Origin of the sequence: Oenococcus alcoholitolerans (genome assembly GCF_051852995.1) — a bacterium.
Lineage (GTDB): Bacteria > Bacillota > Bacilli > Lactobacillales > Lactobacillaceae > Oenococcus > Oenococcus alcoholitolerans.
Genome location: NZ_CP176042.1, coordinates 1,451,344 through 1,465,775, shown reverse-complemented (window position 1 = coordinate 1,465,775; position 14,432 = coordinate 1,451,344). Strand labels below are relative to the sequence as shown.

Annotated in this window: 15 protein-coding genes and 1 riboswitch; of the genes, 13 read left to right on the top strand and 2 right to left on the bottom strand. The window is 40.7% G+C overall.

The genetic code is table 11. From position 1 onward, the window contains the following. Window positions 1-128 precede the first annotated feature (128 nt). The gene (locus tag ACKP2L_RS07955) at window positions 129-875 is read right to left on the bottom strand and encodes an amino acid ABC transporter ATP-binding protein (RefSeq protein WP_439425318.1); all 747 of its coding nucleotides are present in this window, start codon (window positions 873-875) and stop codon (window positions 129-131) included. 2 nt (window positions 876-877) lie between these two features. Then, complete coding sequence (locus ACKP2L_RS07950; protein ID WP_439425317.1) at window positions 878-2,485, bottom strand: ABC transporter substrate-binding protein/permease; 1,608 nt, start codon at window positions 2,483-2,485, stop codon at window positions 878-880. Between the two features lie 106 nt (window positions 2,486-2,591). Beyond that, a riboswitch (Lysine riboswitch) is annotated at window positions 2,592-2,761 on the bottom strand. A gap of 167 nt (window positions 2,762-2,928) precedes the next feature. Here ACKP2L_RS07950 and ACKP2L_RS07945 point away from each other — a divergent pair. From ACKP2L_RS07945 to ACKP2L_RS07885, 13 genes are all read left to right on the top strand, one after another. Then, window positions 2,929-3,939 carry a mannose/fructose/sorbose PTS transporter subunit IIA gene (locus ACKP2L_RS07945; protein ID WP_439425316.1) on the top strand — a complete coding sequence of 337 codons (1,011 nt, stop codon included), beginning with the start codon at window positions 2,929-2,931 and terminating at the stop codon, window positions 3,937-3,939. A gap of 24 nt (window positions 3,940-3,963) precedes the next feature. After that, entirely contained in the window at window positions 3,964-4,788 is an 825-nt protein-coding gene (locus ACKP2L_RS07940; RefSeq protein ID WP_439425315.1) for a PTS mannose/fructose/sorbose transporter subunit IIC, read from the top strand. Window positions 4,789-4,805: 17 nt separating this feature from the next. Continuing rightward, the gene (locus tag ACKP2L_RS07935; RefSeq protein WP_439425314.1) at window positions 4,806-5,720 is read left to right on the top strand and encodes a PTS system mannose/fructose/sorbose family transporter subunit IID; all 915 of its coding nucleotides are present in this window, start codon (window positions 4,806-4,808) and stop codon (window positions 5,718-5,720) included. 90 nt (window positions 5,721-5,810) lie between these two features. Then, window positions 5,811-6,212, top strand: a complete 402-nt coding sequence (locus ACKP2L_RS07930) for a DUF956 family protein (protein WP_439425313.1) — start codon at window positions 5,811-5,813, stop codon at window positions 6,210-6,212. 81 nt (window positions 6,213-6,293) lie between these two features. Continuing rightward, window positions 6,294-6,581 carry a hypothetical protein gene (locus ACKP2L_RS07925; protein ID WP_439426236.1) on the top strand — a complete coding sequence of 96 codons (288 nt, stop codon included), beginning with the start codon at window positions 6,294-6,296 and terminating at the stop codon, window positions 6,579-6,581. Between the two features lie 73 nt (window positions 6,582-6,654). After that, window positions 6,655-7,536 carry a proline iminopeptidase-family hydrolase gene (locus tag ACKP2L_RS07920; protein WP_439425312.1) on the top strand — a complete coding sequence of 294 codons (882 nt, stop codon included), beginning with the start codon at window positions 6,655-6,657 and terminating at the stop codon, window positions 7,534-7,536. 146 nt (window positions 7,537-7,682) lie between these two features. Continuing rightward, the gene (locus ACKP2L_RS07915) at window positions 7,683-7,949 is read left to right on the top strand and encodes a hypothetical protein (RefSeq protein WP_439425311.1); all 267 of its coding nucleotides are present in this window, start codon (window positions 7,683-7,685) and stop codon (window positions 7,947-7,949) included. 1 nt (window position 7,950) lies between these two features. Beyond that, window positions 7,951-9,267: an O-acetylhomoserine aminocarboxypropyltransferase/cysteine synthase family protein gene (locus ACKP2L_RS07910; protein ID WP_439425310.1), complete on the top strand. Its 1,317-nt coding sequence runs from the start codon at window positions 7,951-7,953 to the stop codon at window positions 9,265-9,267. Between the two features lie 187 nt (window positions 9,268-9,454). Next, the gene (locus ACKP2L_RS07905) at window positions 9,455-10,384 is read left to right on the top strand and encodes an AEC family transporter (RefSeq protein ID WP_439425309.1); all 930 of its coding nucleotides are present in this window, start codon (window positions 9,455-9,457) and stop codon (window positions 10,382-10,384) included. Window positions 10,385-10,457: 73 nt separating this feature from the next. Continuing rightward, window positions 10,458-11,015 carry an NADPH-dependent FMN reductase gene (locus ACKP2L_RS07900; protein ID WP_439425308.1) on the top strand — a complete coding sequence of 186 codons (558 nt, stop codon included), beginning with the start codon at window positions 10,458-10,460 and terminating at the stop codon, window positions 11,013-11,015. Window positions 11,016-11,112: 97 nt separating this feature from the next. Continuing rightward, window positions 11,113-12,150 (top strand): diacylglycerol kinase family lipid kinase, encoded by a 1,038-nt coding sequence (locus ACKP2L_RS07895; RefSeq protein ID WP_439425307.1) that lies wholly within the window; start codon window positions 11,113-11,115, stop codon window positions 12,148-12,150. Next, window positions 12,147-13,529 carry a 23S rRNA (uracil(1939)-C(5))-methyltransferase RlmD gene (gene rlmD, locus ACKP2L_RS07890; protein WP_439425306.1) on the top strand — a complete coding sequence of 461 codons (1,383 nt, stop codon included), beginning with the start codon at window positions 12,147-12,149 and terminating at the stop codon, window positions 13,527-13,529. The genes ACKP2L_RS07895 and rlmD overlap by 4 nt, the downstream gene beginning before the upstream one ends. Before the next feature lie 38 nt (window positions 13,530-13,567). Next, complete coding sequence (locus tag ACKP2L_RS07885) at window positions 13,568-14,428, top strand: YihY/virulence factor BrkB family protein (RefSeq protein ID WP_439425305.1); 861 nt, start codon at window positions 13,568-13,570, stop codon at window positions 14,426-14,428. Window positions 14,429-14,432 lie beyond the last annotated feature (4 nt).

The window sequence follows — 14,432 nt, the reverse complement described above, 5'->3', positions numbered from 1 at the left end:
TTCTTGATACTTTTCCGGTACCGCTTCCATTATAGTTTTAAATAATTGAGAAACCAAATATTAATTAAATTTTTCACAATAAAAAGCTTTCACCATTAGTGAAAGCTTAAAAAATATTAAAACTAGATTTAGATCCGCTTCAAATAATGTTGCAGAAACTCTTTTGTCCGTTCGTTTTTTGGATGATTGAATATCTCTTCAGAAGTGCCTCTTTCAGCAAGGATACCTTTGTCCATAAACACTACCTGGTCGGAGACGTCTTTTGCAAAGCCCATTTCATGAGTAACTAAGACCATCGTCAGACCGGTATGAGCTAAATTATTCATAATTTCGAGAATACCATCGACCATCTCTGGGTCCAAAGCACTGGTTGGTTCGTCAAACAGGACAACTTCCGGGGACATAGCTAATGTGCGGGCGATTGCCACTCTTTGCTTTTGGCCGCCTGATAATTGGGCTGGTTTTGCCTTGACGTAGGGTCCCATATCAACCCTTTTAAGTTGATCTAAGGCAATTCTTTCAGCTTCAGCCGGATCTCTTTTCAAAACCGTAGTTTGGGCGACGGTACAATTTTCTAAAACGTTTAGGTTGTTAAAAAGATTGAATTGTTGAAAGACCATTCCGACTTTAGCACGGTATTGAACCCGATCGAAACCATCTTCTAGAATGTTCTTTCTTTTATACATTATTTGGCCGCCGCTAGCTTCTTCTAAAAGGTTCAGGCAGCGAAGCAAAGTCGATTTTCCGGATCCGGACGTTCCGATGATCGTTGTGACTTGACCGTCGTTGATTTGAAGGTTGATATCCTTGAGAACTTCGTGTTTGCCAAAAGTCTTTTTTAGATGATTTATTTGTAAAATACTTTCGTTGGCCATAATTATTTCTCCTTTACTGTCGGAGTATCGACTTGGAATTCATTGGTCATCAGATCATAATTTTTGGGACCGTTCATTTTGCGTTCGATCAAACGGAATATTCTCGTTATCGTAAAGGTCAGGACTAAGTAGATCAAAGATATGGTCAAATAGGTGTGGAAGAACTGGAAATTTTGACCGGCTATAGTCGATCCGGTAAAGAACAATTCAGAAACAGATATGATGCTTAAGACTGAAGTATCCTTGATGTTGACGATAAATTCGTTGGTGACAGCCGGGATACTATTACGTACGGCTTGCGGCAGCACGATTTTTTTCATTAGTTGAAAATGCGTCATTCCAAGCGAACTGGCCGCTTCAAATTGACCTTGGTCGATCGAAATGATACCGCCTCGTATAATTTCAGCCAGGTATGCACCGGTGTTGATCGATACGATTATCAAGGCTGAACTAGTCCTATCTAAACTTATATTAAAGGCTTGAGCTGCACCGTAATAAAATACAGCTGCCTGAACGATCATAGGAGTTCCACGAAAAACCTCGATGTAGACTGATAAAAGCCAATTGATAAATTTGATCAAATATCTCTGAAATCCTTTTTTAGCTAATGGGATCGTACGAATTATTCCTATTAGTAGTCCGATGATAAAACCAACGGCTGTTCCAACGATCGCTAAAAGCATCGTCATACCGATACCGCGCAGCAGCATATTTCCATATTGCTTCCAAATGTTAATAAACCAATTTCCTTGGGAACTTGTCTGCGGTTGATCAACAACTGCTTGTTTCATTAAGCGTGATTGTTCTTTGTCAGAAATTCCGTTCAAAGCACGGTTGATAGCTGCTTCGTTAGGATCGTTTTTGCGCAGACCGATGGCTTCTTGCGATTCTGTTTTGTTGATAGAAAAACCGCCTTTTCCGGATAAGTCTATATATTTAGCATTCGGATCAGCGACTGACATGCTGAGACCTTCTGGCAGTTCAGCAATATAACCATCGATCGTACCGGATTCCAAGGCGACTCTCATGGATGAAAAATCACGCATGGCAGGTTCTTTGATAGCGCCCTTTATCTGATTTATCAAATCATATTGAACGGTACTCAACTGTGCAGTGATCTTAGCGCCTTTGAGATCTTTTAATGTTTTGGCATGAGCGTACTTATTATTACGATTGACGACCATTATTTGTCGGGAATTATAATAAGCACGCGTGAAATCGATCGTTTGTTCTCGTTCTGGTGTCGGTGTCATTCCGGCAATTATGGCATCGATTTTGTGTGAAGTAAGTGCAGGCAGAAGACCATCCCACTCTGTTTTTACAACTACGACACGGCGATTCAGTCTTTTTGCGATCCTTTTTGCGACCTGTACGTCATAGCCGTTGGCGTATAGATTCGATCCTTCGATCGGAGCTGCGCCGTTACTAGAGTCTTGTTGTGTCCAGTTAAATGGCGGATAATTTGCTTCCATGCCGACGAGGAACACTTTCTTCTTTGATGCCGCTTGAGCTGAAGGTTCGGCTTTACTAGGCAAAAAGGCAATAGAAAAAGTCAGGATCGTACAGACTAGTATCAGCCAAGCAGGGCATTTCCTTAATTTTAAGTACATTTTATTCTCCCTTGATATCTAAATCTGCCCACAATAAAACCTCCAATTACAAAAGCAATTAGGAGGTTCGGCTGTTTAAAAAGGATTATTGATTAAATAAATAAACCCAATTGATAGCACTCCCTGACTTGGTCAGGACAGTCCATGCAGTATTTCCGCATGTCCCAACAACAGATCGCAGTATTACGATCCGCGTTTCGGCGAAGACCCTTAAGACTGTTTCTGCGCCAATACCGGCTCAACAGTGTTTGTGATGATCGCACCTCTATTTTATTGCGTTGCAAGATTCAAAATTACTATATTATTGATTGTTTTTTTAGTCAACCTGACTTTTTGGTTTAATACTTTCCTAAATTGATGTAAGCGATTGCAAAATCACTTTATTACATGTAAACTTTTCATTGTGTAGAGATACACATCTCGAAAAGAAGGAGGTTGGCACAGTGGTTGGAATCGTAATCGCAAGTCATGGTGATTTCGCTAAGGGCATTAAGCAATCCGGTTCAATGATTTTTGGTGAACAAAAAAATGTTGAAGCAGTCAGTTTTATGCCAAACGAGGGGCCAGAAGACCTGAGAAAACATCTAGAAGATGCCATTGCGTCGTTTGATGAAGATAGTAGAAAAGAAGTTCTTTTTTTGATCGATCTATGGGGAGGGTCTCCATTTAATCAATCGAACGCCATTTTCGAAGAACATCAAGACACGATGGCGATCGTCACTGGTTTGAATTTGCCAATGCTGATCGAAGCCTATGCTTCAAGATTAACAGCTAAGACTTCTCATGAAATCGCAGCACACATTTTAGGGGAAGCTAAAGCTGGTGTTAGGATCAAGCCTGAATCTTTGACACCAAAAAATAATTCTAATAATACTAATGAAAATAGTGAGCAGCCTGCGCCAAAACCAGCACCAGCGCCTGTTAAAGTCGATCCGTCAGCTTTTAAGGATCGTAATAGTTTTGAAATTGGTTTGGCACGGTTGGATTCACGCCTTTTGCATGGACAAGTTGCGACCGCTTGGGCTAAATCTATTAAACCAACGCGGATAATCGTTGTTTCTGATGCAGTTGCGCATAATGATCTTCGTAAATCATTGATCACAGAAGCAGCACCCTCTGGTATCAAAGCCAACGTTATCCCGATCAATAAATTGATTGAGATCGCAAAGGATTCTCGTTTTGTCGGACAGCGTTTCCTTTTGCTGTTTGAGACACCGCAGGATGTTGTGAAAGCCGTTGATGGCGGTGTTAAGATACCGGAACTTAATATAGGCTCCATGGCTCATTCTGAAGGCAAAACTATGATCAATAATGTCCTTTCAGTTGACGAAAACGATGTCGAAGCTCTTAAACATCTTTCTGACAATGGTGTTAAATTCGACGTTCGTAAAGTACCGGCTGATAGCGACAAAGATCTGTTTGCTTTGATAATAAAAGCCGGACTTAATGTTTAAATATAAATATTTAAGGAGAGAGTAATGTCATTTATATCAATGGTTTTAGTTGTTATCGTTGCATTCCTAGCCGGAATGGGCGGTATCCTTGATGAATTCCAGTTCCATCAGCCCTTGGTCTCGTGTACTCTGATCGGTTTGGTCACCGGGCACTTGACACTTGGAATAATGCTTGGCGGTTCACTTCAATTCATCGCTCTTGGATGGGCTAACATCGGAGCAGCGGTTGCCCCTGATGTTGCTTTGGCCGCAGTTGCCTCATCTATCATCTTGGTTCAAGGCGGTCAGGGAACTCACGGCATTGGTTCTGCTATTGCCTTTGCTATTCCACTTGCGGTTGCCGGTCTGTTTTTGACCATGATCGTGCGTACGATCACTGTTGCGATAATCCATCTTATGGATGCGGCCGCCTCGCGTGGGAATTATCATATGATCGATTTTTGGCAGATCGTAAGTCTTTGCCTTCAGGGACTGAGAATTGCTATTCCAGCCATTTTGCTTTTGGTTATTCCGGCTTCAAGCGTTCGCGGTCTGTTGAGTTCAATGCCGGCATGGCTTAGTGATGGTATGACTATCGGTGGCGGTATGGTCGTTGCTGTTGGTTATGCGATGGTCATCAACATGATGGCTTCTAGAGAAGTTTGGCCATTTTTCGCTATTGGTTTTGTAATCGCTGCTATCACCAACCTTACTTTGATCGCTATTGGTGCTTTAGGACTTTCGTTGGCCCTTATGTATCTTCAACTTGATAAAGGCGGATCGAATGGTGGCGGTTCCAACAATAATGGCAGCAGCGGAAGTTCTAGCAATACCGGAGATCCGCTTGGTGCTGTTTTAGATGATTACTGATCCTAAGGAGGCGAACAATGGAAGAAAAAAAGGTTAATCTTACAAAAAGAGATCGTTTGCACGTTGCTTGGCGTTCGACCTTCATTCAGGGTTCTTGGAACTATGAGCGTATGCAGAATGGCGGCTGGCTTTACTCGATGATGCCGGCTCTTAACAAACTCTATAAAAATAAAGATGATCGAGTTGCTGCTTATAAGCGGCATCTTGAATTCTTTAACACGCACCCTTATCTGGCCTCACCGATCTTAGGTGTTACTTTAGCTCTTGAAGAAGACCGGGCTAATGGTGCGAAAGTCGATGATGTTGCTATTCAAGGTGTCAAGGTCGGAATGATGGGACCACTGGCTGGTGTCGGCGATCCAGTATTTTGGTACACGGTTCGACCGATCGTTGGTGCTTTAGGTGCTTCTTTAGCTGCTAGCGGAAATATTTTAGGCCCGATCATCTTCTTCGTCGTCTGGAATTTAATACGTTGGGGATTTATGTGGTACACCCAGGAATTTGGTTATCGAGCCGGAAGCCATATCACGCAAGACTTATCGGGCGGACTTTTGCAAAGTGTTACTCGAGTTGCCTCTATGATGGGAATGTTTGTTATCGCTGCTTTGATCGAACGGTGGGTCACGATCCACTTCACGCCGGTCGTTTCCAGAGTACGTCTGCAAAGAGGTGCTTATATTGATTGGAACAAGATTCCTTCTGGAGCACGCGGCATTCGTCAAGCACTTGAACAGCAGGCAAGCGGCCTTTCATTGACTAATGTTAGGACGACTACTTTGCAAAATAACTTGGATTCTTTGATTCCAGGGCTGGTACCGCTGTTGCTGACTTTCTTGTGCATGTGGCTTTTGAAAAAGAAGGTTTCACCAATCATTATCATTCTTGGTATTTTCGTAGTTGGTGTCGTTGGTCACGTTATCCACATTTTGTGATCTAAAAAATATCGATTTTAAAAACAGTCTTATTCCTTCTGAAATAAGACTGTTTTACTATAAAGATAGTCAGCTATTTGGAGGATGACAATGGTTCAGTCAATAAATACAAAAGTAGATCTAGTCGCTGAGTCGACCTCGTATATGGGATTGGGTCAATATGGCAAAGTTATGATCGGTGATCGCGGATTTGAGTTTTATGATGATTCTAATCCGCGAAATTACATCCAGATTCCTTGGGAAGAAGTCGACGTCGTCATTGCTTCGCTGATGTTTGGCGGCAAATGGATACCAAGGTATGCTATTTCAACGAAAAAAAATGGTATTTACAAATTTTCCTCCCGCCATCCAAAGGTAGTTCTGCGGGCTATCCGAGTGTATATTGATCCAAATAGGATAGTCCGTTCGCTGACTTTCTTTCAAGTTTTTTCGCGTGATCTGAAGTGGCTGTTCGGCCGTATTTTTAAGAAAAAAACTGCTAAAAATAAGTAAGAAAATTTTTTTGAAAATAGTTTGCCCTTTCTTGACCTTTGCCTGATTTTGATTATTATCTCTAGTTAGGAGGTGAAAATGATGGCATTAGCAGAGGATGAGGCAGAGAAGTTAAACATTGAAGGTTTATCGATCATGTTGGCTAAAAACATTGAATCGCTTAACGCTGATGAAGATAAAGACGTTGAACGTTATTTGCTGAAGTCGATTTACGACAACGCCGATGTGCAAAAGTCCGTCAAGATAGATGATTATCCTAAAGTTCCAACTAAGAAAGTTGCTGAAAGGATCGATCAGCTAGAAAAAGATGAGCCTCAGGACGTTAAAGAAACTTTTGCTAACCTGCGCAAGTGGGCAAAAGTAAACTAACGATTCGTTGTTTCACTATATTTAAAAAAACTCTCATTTAAAACGAGAGTTTTTTTGTTATTCTGAATGTGCAATGGCAAACGGAACTAAGATCGTAACATTAAAAAATGGTTATCATTTATGGACGCATACGGAAAATAGTCCTAAAAAAATAAAAATGATAGCGGTTCATGGCGGACCGGGGGATACACACGAGTCCTTTGAAGGTGTTCCTGCTTTTTTACCCGACATTCAGGTGAGTTATTACGATCAGCTTGGTTCTTGGTATTCTGACCAGCCGAATTTCAATGATCGGCAAACAGCCAAAAAATTCCTGAATATTGATTATTTTGTTAATGAATTAGAAGAAGTGAGGGCGGCACTCGGTTATGAAAAATTCGTGTTGCTGGGTTATTCTTGGGGAGCTATGATAGCTTTTGAATATGCTTTGAAATATCCTGATAAACTTTCACATTTGATCATTATCGGTATGTCAGCGGTCGGCTCGGACTTTGATAAACAAATGCAGATAGAAACTGCCCGCATATTGGGTAAAAGTGATTTTGATTATGTTTTTGCTCAGGCTAATGCTGGTAATTTCAATGATTTGCGCTATCAGCAGTTGATGGGAAAATTTTATCAAGCCTACTATAATCGTTTTTCATCTAGCCAGACAAAACACGTTGCAGACATCAGCAATCATCAAGTATCTGATCGAATGATGGGCAGAAATCCATTTTCAACTGTCGGTGAATTAGCTGGCTGGAATGTTGAAAATCGTTTATCATCTATAAAAACACCTGCTTTGCTAATGGTCGGCGATCAAGATCTGATTTCCGTCGCTGCTGCTAAAAAAACAGCTCAAAAACTTAGTCATAGTGTTTTTAAGGTCATAAAAAAGGCGACTCACGTCTCTTTGCGTGATAACCCTCAAGAAATTTTTGAAAATATAAAAAATTTCTTAGAAAATTCTTGACTTTTCGTTTTCAAAAATATAATATTTGTTCAACACATCGAGAAGATAAGTAATGATCGTTTAGTTGCTTAGAGAGCTGGCGCTTGGTGAAAGCTGGTCGACTAAAATTATGAAGATGGTCTTTGAGTGCTTTGCCCTTTGAGCTTTTGAGTAAAAAAGGCACGGGAACGCCCGATACAGCGGAAGGCTGTTTTGACGCAGTCATTGAGCAGAAGCTGGCGACAGTTTTTGAAAAACCGGGTGGTAACACGAATGATCGTCCCGCAGTCCATTTATTGGTCTGCGGTTTTTTGTACTTAAAAACAGGTAAAAATGAAAATTTATTTAACGACAATTTTAGGACAAGATATAATTCAAACGCGAATGTTTCGGTTTTTGATAGTCGGCAAATTTTAATCGATTTAAGGAGCTAATATGGCCAAAGAAAAGTACCATTTTGAAACATTGCAAGTACACGCTGGACAAGAAGAACCTGATCCAGCAACAGGAGCACGTGTTACACCTATCTATCAAACAGCAGCTTATGTTTTCAAAGATGCTGCTCAAGCAGCTGGAAGATTTGGTTTGACTGACCCTGGTAATATTTATAGCCGCTTGACCAATCCTACGACATCAGTTTTTGAACAAAGGATCGCCGCTTTAGAAGGCGGCAGTTCAGCGATCGCTTTGGCCTCTGGAGCAGCTGCCGTTACCGCTTCTATTTTAAATGTGGCCGGCAGCGGCGACCATATAGTTTCTGCATCGACCCTTTATGGCGGGACTTATGAACTATTTTCCGAGACCTTTAAGAAATTAGGCATCGATGTTACTTTTGTCGATCCCGATGATCCAGATAATTTTGAGCAGGCGATCCAAGAAAACACCAAAGCGATCTTTTTTGAAGCCCTGGGCAATCCAAGTATCAATGTCATTGATTTTGATGCAGTTGTTGAGATAGCAAAGAAGCACAAAATCTTGACTATCATTGATTCGACCTTTGCGACTCCATATCTGTTTCGGCCTTTTGAGCATGGTATTGATATCATCGTTCATTCCGCCACGAAATTCATTGGCGGTCATGGTACTACTTTGGGCGGTGTTGTAGTTGAAAAGGGTGATTTTGATTATCGAGATTCAACCCGCTATCCTGATTTTGTGACTCCGACTCAGTCATATAAGGGTATCGTTTGGGCGGATCTGAAGGGTGCCGCTTTTACTACTAAGATCCGTGCTGAGCACTTGCGCGACACTGGAGCAACTCTATCGCCGCAATCAGCTTTCTATTTCTTACAAGGATTGGAAACTTTATCTCTTCGTATCGAACGGCACGTTGAAAATACACGCAAATTAGTCGAACATCTCCAAAATCATCCCAAAGTAGCTTGGGTCAGTTATCCAGAACTTCCAGATTCTAAATATAAAGATCTTGCCGCTGATTATTTTCCTAAGGGAGCCGGATCTATCTTCACCTTTGGTTTGAAAGCCGGAGCTGAAGGCGCACCAGAATTTATTGATAATTTAAAAATCTTCTCCTTGCTGGCCAACGTCGGGGATGTGAAATCATTGATCATTCATCCCAAGACCACGACGCATGCACAGCTGACCGATCAAGAACTGGCTTCTGCCGGCATAACACCTGACCTCATCCGGGTTTCTGTCGGCATTGAAAATATCGATGACTTGATCGCTGACGTTGATCAAGCCCTTGCTAAGGTCAAAGACGAAAAACCAACCACTGTAACCGATTCTTAAAACATCGTTTTCAATTATTTATTTTTTCATTCTCCTAACGAATCATAATTTTTATTTTTATCCTCCTTTCAATCATTCTTAAACAAACAAATAATCCTCGATCGAGAAGGCCGGCTTTGCTGGTCTTCTTTTGTGCGGCAGTGGTAAGGATTATAATTGTTTGTGATTTTCAAAGGAGGGAATAGGGATGAATATTGCTTTATTGGGCGGTCAGATCGCATTGGTGTTTTGTTTGATCTTCGTTGGTGTATTGGTCAATAAGCTTAATTTTATGCATGTTCAGACCAGCAATGACCTGACTAATATCCTTTTGAATATCGTATCTCCTTGTTTGATACTGAACGCCTTTGAACAGCCTTATTCCAATGACCGTGTCCACCAATTTTTGTTGAGTGCCTTAGGCGTATTTATTTTTTATATTATAAGTATCTTGATCTCGCATTTATTTTTTTCTTCGGTGACCAGCGTAAATTTAAAAACAGTATCGATTTACGGCAGTGTTTATTCAAATGCCGGCTTTATGGGCGTTCCGCTGGCCGCTGCTTTATTTGGCAAAGCCGGAGTATTTTTTGCTGTGGTATCGCTGACAGGATTCAATCTATTTAATTGGACGCACGGTATTTGGCTTTTCTCTGCTGACAAGGACCAAAATGATTGGCGGCAAACACTCAAAAAAGTTTTTTTGAACGCTAATATCATCGCTATCGTCATTGGGTTGGTCATCTTTTTTTACCAAATAAAATTACCGCAGATCCCTGATTCGGTCATTAAATATATCGCTTCTATCAACACGCCGCTCTCTATGATAGTGATCGGCAACAGTTTAGCCAATGCCAGGCTTGACCGCCATACTTTTAATTTGCAGCTCTGGTCCTCGCTGTTTTTGCGTAATTTCCTTTTTCCTTTAACGGCAGCGTTCATTTTAAAAATTTTATCTGTTACCGGAGCGGCCTTTTATACGACCGTTCTGATGATGGCTTGTCCGACAGCAGGTATCGTTGTCCTTTTTACTTTGCAGGCTGGTCGAAATACGGCTTCAGCAGTTACTTTAATGAGTTTGTCGACTATTCTTAGCTTGTTTTCTATTCCCTTGATTTTTTATTTGATCTCAATTTGATCTTTTTCTTGCTTATTTATTTTTTAATCGGTAGAATTAACTTATCTTTTGTAAGTAAAAAGGAGAGAAATACATGACAAAGAAAATCGGACTGATAGTTGGCAGTCTTCGAAAAAAATCTTTTACTGATGCAGTTGCTAGGCAAGCTGCTGAACGATTACCGGAAGGTTATTCATTTGAAAAAATAGAGATCGGCGATTTGCCCCTCTACAATCAAGATCTAGACGATAACGATAACGCGCCAAAAATTTGGACTGATTTTCGTGAAAAAATCAAGGGTTTTGATGCTTTTATATTCGGCACACCTGAATTCAATCGTTCAGTTCCCGGAGTCTTGAAAAACGCTCTTGATGTTGGGTCCAGGCCTTATGGAAAAAATGTCTGGAATGGCAAACCAGCACTGATCATCAGCGTTTCGCCAGGTGCTATCAGTGCTTTTGGTGCAAATCACCACTTGCGTCAGTCCTTGGTTTTCCTTAATGTACCCGTTGTTGCTCAACCGGAAGTTTACATTGGCAATGTCACAAATATTTTGGATGATGATTTAAACATCACTAATCAAGGTACCTTAGATTTCTTAAAGTCGGCTGTTGAAACTTTAGCTGACTGGGTAAAAAGATTCGAAAATTAAACTCAGGCCCTCTCTGGAGGGCTTTTATTTTGACCTGAATAAAATACTTTGCTTCTTTATCAAAACAAGGGCTTGATATCTTTTATAATTAATAGATATGAAACGCGCAAGAATTATTTATAATCCATCTTCTGGTCGAGAAACCATCCAAAGAGTAATGCTGGAAATTATGGAAGTCTATGAAAAAGCCGGCTTTGAAACTTCGGTTTTTGAAACAACGAAAAAGGCTTTTTCAGCTCGCGACGAAGCAAGGCGGGCGGCATTAGACGGTTTTGATCTGATCGTTGCTGCTGGCGGGGATGGTACCGTCAATGAAGTCGTCAATGGCATCTCCGGCTTAGAAAAAAGACCTTTGATGGCAGTTATTCCGGCCGGTACGACTAATGATTATGCACGTGCTTTGAAAATACCGCGTGATGACCTTATTGAAGCTGCTAAGGTCATCAATAAAAAAGAAACGATCAAAATGGATATAGGAAAAGTGACCTCCCATAATTCACGTCTTGATTATTTTATGAATATCGGTGCTATCGGTACTTTATCGGAATTAACTTATGAAGTACCATCGATGCTGAAAACTCTTTATGGTTATTTGGCTTATCTGACCAAGGGTGCTGAGTTGATCACACGTATCAAACCGGTTCCGGTACGTATTGAATACGATGAAGGTTTTTTTGAAGGCAAGGCTAATTTGATCTTGCTGGCTTTGACCAACTCAGTCGGCGGTTTTGAAAAGATCGTTCCTGATGCGCGGCTGGATGACGGTAAATTTACTTTATTGATCGTCAAACAATCAAATATAGTTCAATTATTTAATTTGATAACCAAAGCCCTCAATGATGGATCTCATATCAAAGATAAGCTAGTCACTTATGTTAAAAGCAGCAAAGTGCGTGTTTTACCGCTTTCAAAGGAAAAGATGAAGGTAAATCTAGATGGAGAATTTGGCGGTATTGCCCCGATGTCTTTTGAAAATTTGCGGCAGCACCTGGAGTTTGTCGCTTTTACTTCGAAGATGAAACCGCATTCAAGAACGATGGCACAAACCGCTGACGAAGTTATGCTGAAAAGAGCCGAAGAAGAATATAGATCCGCTTCAAAAGAAATGAAAAAGAACCACAAGGTGAACAAGTGAGCCAGTTAAAAAATCAAGTCTTTAAAAAAAATCAAGAGTTTATCGGTCAGGTCATAGACCTTAGTTATCAAGGCTTGGGGGTCATTAAAATTGACGGTTTTCCGGTATTCGTTTCCGATGCGCTGCCAGGCGAAAAAATAAAATTTGCACTGACAAGGGTACTTAATTCTTATGCTTTCGGCCGGATGGTAAAGCGCATTCAAGAATCACCCGCCAGAGTCGACAGACGGCATCCGGAAATGATCCAAAGCGGGATCGCACCCTTAGTTAATTTATCCTATTTTTCACAGTTGGATTTTAAGCGTCGGCAAATAGTTGAACTTTTTCATAAAGCCGGCATTGATGATATAGAAGTAAACAAAACTATCGGTATGAAAAAACCTGACCATTACCGAAATAAAACAGTTGTACCGATTAAATTTCAGGATGGTCATTTGACCACGGGCTTTTACCGGCGCGGATCTCATAAATTGGTCGCGATCGATGATTATTTTTTAAATGATCCACGAATCGATCAAGCAGTAGCGATCGTAAGAGATGTTTTGGATAGATATAAAGTTCCGGCTTATGATGAAATAAGCCGCCAAGGAATCGTTCGTTATTTGATGGTCCGCCGGGGATATTATACAGGTCAGCTGATGGTCGGTATCATTTCCGCTAAAAGAAAACTGCCGATGCAGGCAGAGGTCATTGCTGAAATCGTAAAAAAAATGCCGGATCTGACTAGTTTGATCCTTAACTATAATCCTAAGCAGACTAATGTTCAGTTAGGCTTGGAAAATCATGTTCTTTACGGGCAGCCGGTGATCCATGACCTGCTGCTTGGCTTGGATTTTGAGATCGGTCTTAATTCTTTTTATCAAGTCAACCCGCAAACGACAGCCGTTTTGTACCAAAAAGCTGCTGACATGGCTCAATTGAACGGCAATGAGCTAGCTATAGATGCTTATTCCGGAATCGGTACTATCGGTCTTTTTATCGCTGATAAGGTAAAAAAGGTCATTGGTGTTGAAGTTGTTAAACCAGCCGTTGAAGATGCTAAAAAAAATATGGCTGCTAATCATATTACTAATGCTGAATATAAAGCCGCGGATGCCCCGGCGCAATTTATTAAGTGGGCTGAGCAGGGGATCAGGCCTGATGTCGTTTTCGTTGATCCGCCAAGAAAAGGTCTGACGCCTGAATTGATCGATTCATTAGGAGTCATGCAGCCGAAAAAATTCGTTTATGTCTCATGCAATCCGGCGACTTTGGCCCGCGATGCTGTTTTGATCAAAAAACAAGGTTATTTTGTCGATCAGCCATTGCAGCCGGTCGACCAATTTCCGCAAACGATGCATGTTGAATCGATCTTGGTATTTGAAAGACAACAATTTTAAAGCGATTTTTGCCCGGATAATTTAAAATTAAAGTATAAATGGTTGATTTTTCTGCCCTTAAAGATAATAAGTTCGTTAAAAAAGCACTGCCCTGGGTGCATTCGTTCCAAAAATATTACCAACAAGGGGATGTCGGCAATAATTCTATCGTACTGGCATATTATTTTTTGATGTCGTTAGCGCCTTTGATCTTAGTTTTAGGTAATTTATTTGCTAGATTAAATTTAGACACCTCTTTGATAATGAATTATCTCAGACAGATCGCGCCTAAAGAAATAAGCCAAATGATCGGACCGGCTATCAGGTCGTTTTTAACGAGCGGCAGCAATACTAGTTTGTCGATTGGTATTTTGGTAACTATTTGGTCGGCTTCGGGCATCGTTGCTACTTTGCGTAATTGCTTGAATCAAATATATGAAATAAAAAATCCGCAAAATACGATCATTTCGCGGATAATTTCTTTTTTGTTATTGCTGGCGGCGTTGCTTTTACTGATATTTTCGATTTTTCTGCTTCTTTTTGGCCAATACTTGGTTGATTTTTTTAATTTAAGATCGATACCATCGCTGGCCTGGATCGTCACGATCATCAACGAAAAAGATTTCATCGCCTTTTTTAGTTTATTTTTGATCGCTGCACTAATTTTCATATTCGTATCGCAGAAACGACCGAGTCTGCGATACGTCTGGGTCGGTGCACTTTTTTCTGCCTTGATCTGGCTGCTTTTTACCAATGGCTTTCAACTGTATATAAATTATTTTGCCCGTAAAGTGACTTCTTACAAAACGATCGGCAGTATCATAATTTTGATGTTATGGCTGAATTTATCGAGTTGGATAATTTTGGCCGGTGCTGTTATCAATGCCGTCCTTGAGAATCATTTCAAAACAAAAAAATGATCTT